Annotated in this window: 10 protein-coding genes, 1 tRNA gene and 1 pseudogene; 5 read left to right on the top strand and 7 right to left on the bottom strand. The window is 35.6% G+C overall.

The features are described 5' to 3' along the window. Positions 1-361: 361 nt before the first annotated feature. The 5 genes from ARSQ2_RS08395 to prlC form a co-directional block, all read right to left on the bottom strand. Positions 362-595 (bottom strand): hypothetical protein, encoded by a 234-nt coding sequence (locus tag ARSQ2_RS08395; RefSeq protein WP_181995014.1) that lies wholly within the window; start codon positions 593-595, stop codon positions 362-364. A gap of 387 nt (positions 596-982) precedes the next feature. Then, positions 983-1,288, bottom strand: a complete 306-nt coding sequence (locus ARSQ2_RS08390) for a hypothetical protein (RefSeq protein ID WP_181995013.1) — start codon at positions 1,286-1,288, stop codon at positions 983-985. A 251-nt stretch (positions 1,289-1,539) separates the two neighbouring features. Then, positions 1,540-1,812 (bottom strand): hypothetical protein, encoded by a 273-nt coding sequence (locus tag ARSQ2_RS08385; RefSeq protein WP_181995012.1) that lies wholly within the window; start codon positions 1,810-1,812, stop codon positions 1,540-1,542. Positions 1,813-3,237: 1,425 nt separating this feature from the next. Further along, positions 3,238-4,005, bottom strand: coding sequence for a 16S rRNA (guanine(1516)-N(2))-methyltransferase RsmJ (rsmJ, locus tag ARSQ2_RS08380; RefSeq protein ID WP_181995011.1), 768 nt, complete (start codon positions 4,003-4,005; stop codon positions 3,238-3,240). After that, positions 4,006-6,048: an oligopeptidase A gene (prlC, locus tag ARSQ2_RS08375; protein WP_181995010.1), complete on the bottom strand. Its 2,043-nt coding sequence runs from the start codon at positions 6,046-6,048 to the stop codon at positions 4,006-4,008. It lies immediately after the preceding gene. A 199-nt stretch (positions 6,049-6,247) separates the two neighbouring features. On the opposite strand from prlC, the gene ARSQ2_RS08370 reads away from it, so the two are divergent. From ARSQ2_RS08370 to ARSQ2_RS14930, 3 genes and pseudogenes are all read left to right on the top strand, one after another. Beyond that, a tRNA-Sec gene (locus ARSQ2_RS08370) sits at positions 6,248-6,342 on the top strand. A gap of 188 nt (positions 6,343-6,530) precedes the next feature. Next, positions 6,531-6,758: an IS630 transposase-related protein gene (locus ARSQ2_RS08365; RefSeq protein WP_181995009.1), complete on the top strand. Its 228-nt coding sequence runs from the start codon at positions 6,531-6,533 to the stop codon at positions 6,756-6,758. A 155-nt stretch (positions 6,759-6,913) separates the two neighbouring features. Next, positions 6,914-7,156, top strand: a pseudogene (locus ARSQ2_RS14930) (transposase); the annotation flags it as partial. Positions 7,157-7,292: 136 nt separating this feature from the next. On the opposite strand, the gene ARSQ2_RS08355 reads toward ARSQ2_RS14930, so the two are convergent. Then, the gene (locus tag ARSQ2_RS08355) at positions 7,293-7,424 is read right to left on the bottom strand and encodes a helix-turn-helix domain-containing protein (protein ID WP_181995008.1); all 132 of its coding nucleotides are present in this window, start codon (positions 7,422-7,424) and stop codon (positions 7,293-7,295) included. Positions 7,425-7,758: 334 nt separating this feature from the next. Here ARSQ2_RS08355 and mutS point away from each other — a divergent pair, with 334 nt between their 5' ends. Next, positions 7,759-10,320: a DNA mismatch repair protein MutS gene (gene mutS, locus ARSQ2_RS08350; protein WP_181995007.1), complete on the top strand. Its 2,562-nt coding sequence runs from the start codon at positions 7,759-7,761 to the stop codon at positions 10,318-10,320. A gap of 32 nt (positions 10,321-10,352) precedes the next feature. Here mutS and ARSQ2_RS08345 read toward each other — a convergent pair whose 3' ends face one another. Then, positions 10,353-10,481, bottom strand: a complete 129-nt coding sequence (locus tag ARSQ2_RS08345; RefSeq protein ID WP_202880406.1) for a transposase — start codon at positions 10,479-10,481, stop codon at positions 10,353-10,355. Positions 10,482-10,509: 28 nt separating this feature from the next. On the opposite strand from ARSQ2_RS08345, the gene ARSQ2_RS08340 reads away from it, so the two are divergent. Further along, a partial coding sequence (locus ARSQ2_RS08340) for an IS630 transposase-related protein (RefSeq protein WP_202880405.1) occupies positions 10,510-10,733 on the top strand: 224 nt, incomplete at its 3' end.

Here is a 10,733-nt window from a genome sequence, read left to right as displayed (position 1 = left end):
TAAATAAATGCAAATAACAAGTAGTGTCAACATTAATAACGTCATTTTATTATTTGACGCTAAGACACGACTATAAACTTGTAACATATAAATGAAGGGGGCTAGCATCAGTATATTAATGATAGCGGTAAATATGCCAATACTATAAAACGCTTTTTTATATTTTTTATTTCATTAATTAATATATTTCTATTTTATTTTTTGAATTATCTTTCATGCTGTTCCTATTTTTATAAAATTCAATCCTAATATTCATTATATAAATAATTAAAATATTTTTTATTTTCCAATCCGGTTAAAATTAATATGAAAATTTTAAAATCAGTAAACGACGTTTTTTATTATTTTATATTATCTATTCCTATGGATAAATAGCGTTTTCATAATCAATCGTTCCATTATTACTCCCTATATTTTGATTATTTTCAATCTGATAATCAGCATAGCCCATATCCGAATTTTGTCTATAATAAATATTATTTTCATTATATTTATTATTGGATAATGGTTGATAGGAAGGGTTATGGCTGAAAGGCTTTTTTATAAAGAATTTCAGTAGTAATCTTATTGTCAGGGCTTTTATTAACTGACTCATGGTCATTTTTAGTTAAATAAATTTTTATAGTCGGTATATCCGTGATTTGTATTGCCAATGTCGCCATAACCTTGTTCGAACACTATTACCTCATCAATAATATCAACTTGTGCAGAATAAGAGGCGAGAAAATCCTTGAAACTGTAGTTATAATCAATGGAAAAGAAAATATGACCTTGAAAATTATGGTGATCATTAGATCACATACTAATGTCAGTGCCATTATAAAATATTTTTACTTTAGTAGAATATTTATAACTATCAGAAATTCTTACTATACCATTATTTTCATTTCTTGAAATTTGATAATCATTTGGATCGTATTGAAGTTGAAAAAGAGAACCCTCTGGATATTTGTCAAAGTTTATTAAGCCAATATTAAGATGATTATTTGAGTGATCTTTTTTCGTATCGGTGGGAAAAAATGGAATCGATAAGTCTATATTCATCGGGTATGTCAGTATATTCAGTACCTTCTTTATCACAAACTGCAAGTTTATAGGCGTCTTCTTTTTTTATTAATTTTAGATATGTTATTTCTTTTGGTAATTGATAACGAATATTTTCGTCATGATCATGGATAAATAATTCACTGCCATCAATAATATTATTATTTTTGTCGCTTATTTCTTCAGAAATATAAAATTCAGTGGTCTTGAAATTATAAATTACTTTATCATCTTTATAAATCACCGTTTCGTATACATTATCATCTATGTTTGAACTTCCTTTATCCTCTAATAATTCACCTTTTTAATCGTGTACGTCGGTTGTGCTTGTGAAGTTGGATATTGGGCTAATGGGGAATCTTTATGATTGTATATTTTGGTACCGTTGAGTTGTGATGATGGCAGATCTTTTTTCTGAATATGATTGATACTGGGGCTTAGTAACTAATTTTTATGTAAATGTGGCTGATCAAAATATGGGTCTTTAAGAACTCTCTACCATCTTATCAAAGAAGCTTTATATTGTTGTTCCTCTTTTTCAACAGCCAGATAAACCTTGCCATCATAACTTGTATAGAGATTATAAAGCGCATTGGAAAAAACAAAGGATTCTTGCTGTTGGCCATCAATTTGTTTTAAGGAACCGCTTTCGCTAAGTAATTCTCTAATCTTTTCTTCTCCATCATATAAATATAATGCACTGACCATACCCCCACCAAGTTTTTTTACATTGAAAATGGTGCCTAAAGGTCTATTCGTTAAGTCCATATTCGTTAGCGCATTGGGGTTAATTTCTGTTAATTGATTAATTCTTTCATTTATTTAGTCTTCAGTTATTTTCCTATCAGAAATTTGTTAAGCGTAATTAGATTTTATAATTTTAACTTGATGTTTATATTCCTCACTATCAGTAAAATTTTCAGTACCGTCTTTATTAGTAAATATTAATTTAACTTCATTATTATTATTTTAATTAATTTTAAATATTGGTAATCATTGGCTAAACTAATTTTGATATAGTCGTCAGTTTCTGAATTATAGCAACGAATATAATTATAAAAACCTGTGTATTCTATAGTAGCAAATTTACCAACAAATTCTTTTTTTCTAAACTTTTTATATCAGCGGTATAATAATTTATATTTTTAATTTCATCACCTATTATCTCTTTTTGCTAGCAATAAAATCATCTTTAGTCATTTCTTATGCATTTATTTTTTGTATGACATTATCGCTATTATTTTCATTAAGCTTAATTTTTAAAATTATCATTTTCTATTTTTAATTATCTCTAAATATTTTTCTGGATTTTTATTATGTAAAAGATTTTTAACAATTCAGGTTTTTGATTTTAAATAATAGTAAGAGCAAGACGTACTTTATAAACCTTGGCATTTTCATGAAAGTCATTTGAATATTTTAATTTTAAGAATTCAGATATATTTTTTGATTTTATTTCATCTTCAGTTAGATCAATGCTATTTGTTTAAGCATTAAATTTATTATCGGAAAATATTCAATATAATCAGAGATACCTTCTTTTAATATGATAGGTAAGTGAACTTCATTAGCTATATTTATATTAGTTAAATAATTGGTAAAATCATATTTAAGATTAAAAAATTGCCCTGTTGATATACATATACGGTCGGTGGATTTCCGGAGTAAAATTTACCACCTTCGGTTAATAAACCTTTTTCTTTAGCATAATGTTGGTAATCTTCGTTATTATCGAATATACATTTCAAGTTGCTTTTCGCTTGATTTAATATCTTTTAATATCAGGAAAATTTTAAAATCATTTACCGCTTGTTGGATTTCTTCAATTATTTCTTTGTTTTTTAGGCGAGGGATTTCTATAATTAAGAATAACTTTTATTTTTCTGTTATGGTTATTTCTTTTTTTGAGGTTTTGGTGTTGAAATAATAATAAAATATATCCTGTTGTTTTATTTTATGATACATAAATTATCTCCAATATTATTAATAATATCCATTTAAACAATAAAATTTGTTAAATTAAATTTATTTTAAGGTTATTGCAAGTTTATTTTAATGTTTATAATATAAATATTGTTTAAAAATGGTATTTTTAGAACAATAAATAGGGGATATTTTTATAGAAGAGTTATTATTGATATAATATTTCGCTTTTTATCAACATTTTTGGTTATTTATTATTTTTATTAATATTTAACGGAGTGAATCAGTTGAAAATGAATAAATATCAAAACGATGATTTTTAGTTTTGATCGTCGCTTGTGGAGAGATTGCTGCTAGGGGGGATGCATAATTGGGTCGTTTCACCACAACTCGGCGTTTAGTTATTGTCATTGCCGGAATAAAAAGGCTGTCAGCATCGTCATCATTACCAACAAGTGATTGAAAAACGCGCATTTCTTTTTTTACTAAGGCACTCTTTTCGCGATGGGGATACATCGGATCAAGATAAACTACATCTGGTGCGGGTGACAGTGTTGTCAATGCATCGATGCTTGAAGCGTGTAGCAATGTCATTCTCTGTCTTAACCAGCCTCCTATTTTAGCGTCAGCGTAACCCCGTTGTAATCCGTCATCAAGAAGTGCCGCAACTATGGCATGACGTTCATACAGCCGGACTTCACAGCCTAATGCAGCAAGGACAAAAGCATCTCTGCCAAGACCGGCAGTAGCATCAACAATCGTTGGTAAATAGGATTTTTTGATGCCAACTGCTTTGGCAATAGCTTCATTTCGACCACCACCAAATTTACGTCGGTGTCTCATTGCCCCTGAAACAAAATCAACATAAATACCACCTAATTTAGGTTCGTCTAATTTTTTTAATTGTAAATACTGGGGTGTTAGCACTAATGCCATTAATGCAGCAGGCGTGCGTTTAAGTTGCCATTTGTCAGCAATCAGCGATAAGGCGCTTTGAGAAGCGCCAGGTTCACAAATTAATTGAATATCAATTGCCATTTATACATTAATACCATAACTTTGTAACATTGCATCCAGCTTAGGTTTTCGTCCGCGGAAACGTTCAAACAGTACCATCGGTTCCTCTGAACCACCACGACTTAAAATATTATCAAGAAATGATAACCCAGTACTTCGATTAAAAATACCTTCCTCGGTAAATCGTGAAAATGCATCGGCAGCTAAAACGTCGGCCCATAAATAACTATAGTAACCAGCACCATAACCACCGGCAAAAATATGGCTAAATGCATGAGGGAAACGGTCCCACTCGGGTGAGGGCACTAAAGCAACCTGTTGTTTAACCGATCGTAAGGTTGATAAAATTTGGCCGGCTTTTTGAGGAGAATACTGAGTATGTAAGCGAAAATCAAACAAACCGAATTCCAATTGACGAAGAATAAACATTGCGGCCTGATAATTTTTGGCTGCTAACATATTATCTAACATTGATTTTGGTAATGGTTCACCTGTTTCATAATGACCTGAAATGAAGGTAAGTGCTTCAGGTTGCCAACACCAATTTTCCATAAATTGACTGGGTAGTTCGACCGCATCCCACGGCACCCCATTAATACCACCTACATCCGCTACATCAATTTGGGTTAAGATATGGTGTAAACCATGGCCAAACTCATGAAATAAGGTAATAACTTCATCATGGGTAAACAGCGCGGGTTTATCACCAACAGGTTGGTTAAAATTACAGGTTAGGTAAGCCACAGGTTCTTGGTAGCTGCCATTGATATGCTTTAATCTGCCCGCACAATCATTCATCCAGGCACCGCCACCTTTATGTTCTCGGGCATAGAGATCTAAATAGAAGCTGCCGCATAAATCACCACGTTCATTATATAATTCGAAGAAACGTACATCGGTATGCCATATCTCCACATCATGACGCTCTTTTGCTGTCAAACCATAAATTCTCTTAATGACTTCGAACAAACCGTTGATAACCCGTTGTTCTGGAAAGTAAGCACGTAGTTGTTCATTATCAATTGAAAATTTATGCTGTTTTTGTTTTTCACTATAGTAACCCAGATCCCAGGGCTCAAGTTTCTCAATTTCGTAGTGATCCTTAGCAAACTGTGTCAATTCCGCAAGCTCTTTTTCACCTTGATGGTAGGCTCGTTGCGCAATATCAGTAAGAAAATCCAGAACCTGTTTGGGTGATTCGGCCATTTTAGTGGCTAAAGATTTTTCAGCAAAATTATTAAAACCAAGTAATTGTGCTAATTCGTAACGTAAGGCTAAAATTTCATCCATAATGTCACTATTATCCCATTTACCAGCGTTTGGTCCCTGATCAGAAGCACGGGTATTATAGGCGTGATGGATTTCTTGGCGTAGTTGACGATTATCAGCATAAGTCATAATTGGCAGATAGCTTGGCATATCCAACGTGAATAACCAGCCTTCTTCTCCTTTAGATTTAGCTAATGCTTTTGCTGCTAAAAGACCACTTTCCGGTATGCCAGTTAACTGATCACTATTTTTAATCAGTTTAGTCCAACCCATCGTTGCATCTAACAAATTATTACTAAACTTAGTTTTTAATTCGGCAATTCGAATAGCAATTTCACCATAACGTTTCTTTTTTTCTGCTGGTAAACCAATTCCGGATAATTCAAAATCACGTAACGTATTTTCAATTGATTTACGTTGTGCTTGATTGAGGGTATCAAATTCAGCACTATTTTTTAACGATTTATAAGCTTGGTAAAGACCGGTATGTTGTCCCATCCAGGTACTAAGTTCTGATAGCATAGGTAAACAGGTATCATATACTTGTCGTAATTCGGTGCTATTTTTTACTGCATTGAGATGACCTACGGGTGACCAGGCTCGAGAGAGTTTGTTGTTAGCTTCTTCTAATGGTTGACATAAATTGTGCCAGTTAAAGGTGCTATTTTCTTTAACTATGGTCTCAATTGTCTGCCGATAGTTGTCTAATACGGTTTTTATTGCAGGGACAACATCTTGCGGTGTAATGGTTGAAAAATGAGGTAACACAGATTTCGTTAGTAACGGATTGCTCATATTAAAAACATCCTTTGATTAATTATACTACTTGATAGGTACAATTAAATATTAAATAAGAGATGTGATTAAGATATGGCTACAAACGGCTGAGTTCAATATGAAGACAAATATTTTATCTGTTTTTTTACCAGATTGTTTAAATAACTAGGTTTAGAATTTCTGAAAATAAGATTATAATCATTGCCAATTTTTCCATGGAAGATCATCCTCCCCCGTAGGGTGGCTAGACTTCAAATCCAGATGAGGCCGCCAGCGGTCCTTGGCAGGTTCGACTCCTGTGGTCTTCCACCATTCTCAAACTATTAGTATCACCAAAAATCCCCAACTTTCTGATAAAGAGAATGCTATTTTTATCCAGATAGCTACTGCTACTATAAATTTTTCGTTTCATAGTGGGCAATAAATCGAGGTCAACTTGTGCTTAAGTGTAAAACATGATAATTATAGCTAAGCGACTTAATTTTGATGACATTATTTATATGAGCTATTCAATTGATTTTAGACGTAAAGTGATATTTACGATGGAAGAAGAAGGGTTGAGTATCCGAGAAACAGCGAAGCAATTTCGGATTGGCTCTGCATCTGTATCGCGTTGGATTAATCAAATAGAGCCAAAAGCATCGACTACGCGTCAGCGAAAAATCGATAAATCCGAGTTGATAAAAGATGTTGAACAAATATCCAGATACTTACCAAAAAGAGCGTGAAGAGCGTTTTGGCGTTTTTCAGAAGGCCATTTGGCAAGTTCTTAAAAAATGGGATTGACCTATAAAAAACTCTACGTCATCCGAAAGCCGACGAAAACACTCGACAAACGTTTCAACAAAAAAATAACAGACAGTATGAAAAAGAAGGCAAGCATATTGTTTTTATTGATGAAAGTGGTTTTTCACACGATACCCCGCGGACTCACAGCTATTCCCCGAAAGGTCAACGGTGTCTTGGTCTCAAGAACTGGGGAGCTAAAGCAAAAACAAATGTTATCGGCGCTTTATTGGGCACAATGCTGTTTGCTATCGGATTATTTGATATCAATATTAACAGCGATGTTTTCTATGCATGGGTCACCGAAGTTCTTATCGATGCGGGGCATATGGTGGAATATTTGCCTACCTATTCGCCAGATCTTAATCCAATTGAACATAAATGGCCACAAGCGAAATGCAAAAAAAGAGCGCTCGGATGCGAAACAGATATTTTGTTCGCACTCAATATCGTGTAATCAAAATTAAGTCGCTTAGCTATATTTGATTAATCCAACGCGATACAGATGCAGAGCCAATCCGAAATTGCTTCGCTGTTTCTCGGATACTAAACCCTTCTTCTTCCATCGTAAATATCACTTTACGTTTAAAATCAATTAAATAGCTCATATAAATAATGTCATCAAAATTAAGTCGCTTAGCTATAATAGTTACATATGTTTTCTCCACTCCGCTCCTAATGTAGTCAATAAATTTGCCATAGAACCTTTATGAGGCTAATTTTGTGAGCACTATTTTTTCATCCCCGTGACTTCTGGTTATTCCTTATCCATAGTATAGTGAAGAAAATTTTTCATAAGTGGCTAGATTTTGCTAACAAGCGGACAATCTATTTTAAAACCAATCCCTTACACAGCAAATTGTTCGGGTTTAATTAAAATAGCATTCAGCAAGCAAGTCTTACCGGCAATATTACAACTCAAAGAGTTAAAAAATAAAAACTATGACTAATTCCCAAAACTTCGCTTCCCATACCCCAATGATGCAACAATATTTACGCCTTAAGTCACAACATGCTGATATTTTGTTATTTTATCGGATGGGTGATTTTTATGAATTATTCTTTGATGATGCCAAAAAAGCAGCCGAATTACTTGATATTTCATTAACTAAGCGTGGGCAATCGGCCGGCCAACCCATTCCGATGGCTGGCGTACCTCATCATGCCATAGAGAGTTATTTAGCCAAATTAGTTCAGCTAGGTGAGTCGGTTGCTATCTGTGAACAAATCGGTGATTCCGCCACCAGAAAAGGCCCCGTCGAACGTAAAGTTGTTCGCATCGTAACGCCGGGAACCCTTACCGATGAAGCATTACTACAAGAGCGTCAGGACAATCTATTAGCTGCGATTTGGCAAGAAGATAATGGTTATGGCTATGCCACTTTAGATATCACTTCCGGCCGTTTTATTATCAGTGAAATGCCTGATATCAACACCATCAGTGCTGAATTACAACGTACCCGACCGGCAGAACTGCTCTATCCAGAGAATTTTGTCGATGTTGTACTATTTGAAAATAATAAAGGACTACGTCGTCGCCCATTATGGGAGTTCGAATTAGACACCGCTAGACAACAATTGAATCTACAATTTGGTACCCAGGATCTGATGGGTTTTGGTGTTGAAAAGGCGACATTGGCATTGCGCGCAGCGGGTTGCTTACTGCAATATGTTAAAGATACCCAACGTAGAGCATTGCCCCATATCCATAGTATTACCATGGAGCAGCAAAAAGAGACCATTATCCTTGATGCTGCTACGCGTCGTAATCTTGAATTGACAGAAAATTTATCAGGTGGTAGCGAGAATACGGTAGCTGCGATACTGGATCAGTGCGTAACGCCGATGGGTAGCCGGATGCTAAAACGTTGGCTACATAGTCCGTTGCGCAATCTAAATAAATTATTTAATCGCCAACAAGCGATAGCCGGACTCCAATCTTATCATTTCGAATTACAACCTTTTCTACGCCAAATTGGTGACTTAGAACGGATACTTGCTCGTTTAGCACTCCGTTCAGCCCGGCCCCGGGATCTGGTTCGCATGCGTCATGCTTTCCAACAATTTGCCGATATTCACGCGATATTAGATAAGATTGAATTTCCCTATTTGAAAAACTTGCAGTCACGCATTAGCTCATTTGCATCACTGCAAACACTATTGGAAGAAGCGATTGTTGACACACCACCGGTGTTAATGCGAGACGGAGGAGTGATCGCAACCGGATATCATAGCGAACTTGATGAATGGCGTGCATTGGCCGATGGTGCGAGTGATTATTTGGAAAAACTTGAATTGCGGGAAAAAGAGAAATTAGGCATTGATAGTCTAAAAGTCGGCTTTAATGCGGTGCATGGCTATTACCTGCAAGTCAGTCGTGGACAAAGTCATCTGGTACCTATCCATTATGTTCGTCGCCAAACCCTAAAAAATGCCGAACGGTATATTATCCCTGAGTTAAAAGAATATGAAGACAAGGTGCTAACTTCTAAAAGTAAAGCATTAGCAATTGAGAAAAAGCTTTATGAAGAACTGTTTGATCTGTTATTACCCCATTTATCAGCATTGCAAACTAGCGCCGAAGCGTTAGCGGAATTAGATGTACTCAATAATTTGGCAGAGCGCGCCGAAACTTTGGACTATCGCTGCCCAATATTAAATGAGAAACCTGGCATAGAAATTGTTGCTGGACGTCATCCAGTTGTTGAGCAGGTACTTAGTGAGACATTTATTTCTAATCCACTGGATCTGTCACCACAACGTCGGTTGTTAATTATTACTGGCCCCAATATGGGCGGTAAAAGTACTTACATGCGTCAAGCAGCCTTAATTACACTGCTTGCTTATATAGGTAGCTTTGTGCCAGCCGAAAAAGCGATTATTGGCTCGATTGATCGGATCTTCACTCGGGTTGGTGCGTCGGATGATCTTGCTGCCGGTCGGTCAACTTTTATGGTGGAAATGATAGAAACCGCTAATATTCTCCATAATGCGACAGAACAAAGTCTGGTACTAATGGATGAAATTGGTCGCGGTACTTCAACCTATGATGGGCTTTCACTTGCCTGGGCTTGTGCGGAAAATCTGGTTAGCCAGATTAAAGCTATGACGTTATTTGCTACGCATTATTTTGAATTAACCAATTTGGCAGATAAGCAGGAAGGTGCGGTTAATATTCATCTGGATGCAATAGAGCATGACGACACGATTGCGTTTATGCATAACGTTCAAGAACGCGCTGCCAGTAAAAGCTATGGTCTAGCGGTGGCTTCATTGGCGGGTGTCCCAACCAAGGTTATTCAACGAGCAAAACAGAAATTAATCGAGCTACAAACGGTCTCCACGCTGCCAGAAAATAAATCTATTGATAATTCAAAACTAGCAAAAGTAGTGGAAAAGACGGTTTCACCAGCCATTGAAACTCTCGAAAAATTAAATCCTGATACATTAACACCTCGTCAAGCACTAGAATTGATTTATCGGTTAAAAGAAATGGTGAAATAGTTATGTTATATAGCTAAGCGACTTAATTTTGATTACACCATATTGAGTGCGAAAAAAATATTTGTGTCGCATCCGAGCGCTCTTTTTTTGCATTTAGCTTGTGCCCATTTATGTTCAATTGGATTAAGATCTGACGAATAGGTAGGCAAATATTCCACCATATGCCCCGCATCGATGATGACTTAAGGGTTGAGTATCCGAGAAACAGCGAAGCAATTTCGGATTGGCTCTGCATCTGTATCGCGTTGGATTAATAAAATAGAGCCAAAAGGATCGACTACGCGTCAGCGAAAAATCGATAAATCCGAGTTGACAAAAGATGTTGAACAATATCCAGATGCTTACCAAAAAGAGCGTGCAGAGCGTTTTGGCGTTTGTCAGAAGGCCATTTGGCAAGCTCTTAAAAAAATGGG

Source organism: Arsenophonus endosymbiont of Bemisia tabaci Q2 (assembly GCF_902713415.1).
Taxonomy (GTDB): Bacteria; Pseudomonadota; Gammaproteobacteria; order Enterobacterales; family Enterobacteriaceae; genus Arsenophonus.
Note: the sequence above shows the minus strand (reverse complement) of the source record. Positions and strands in the feature narration are given on the sequence as shown.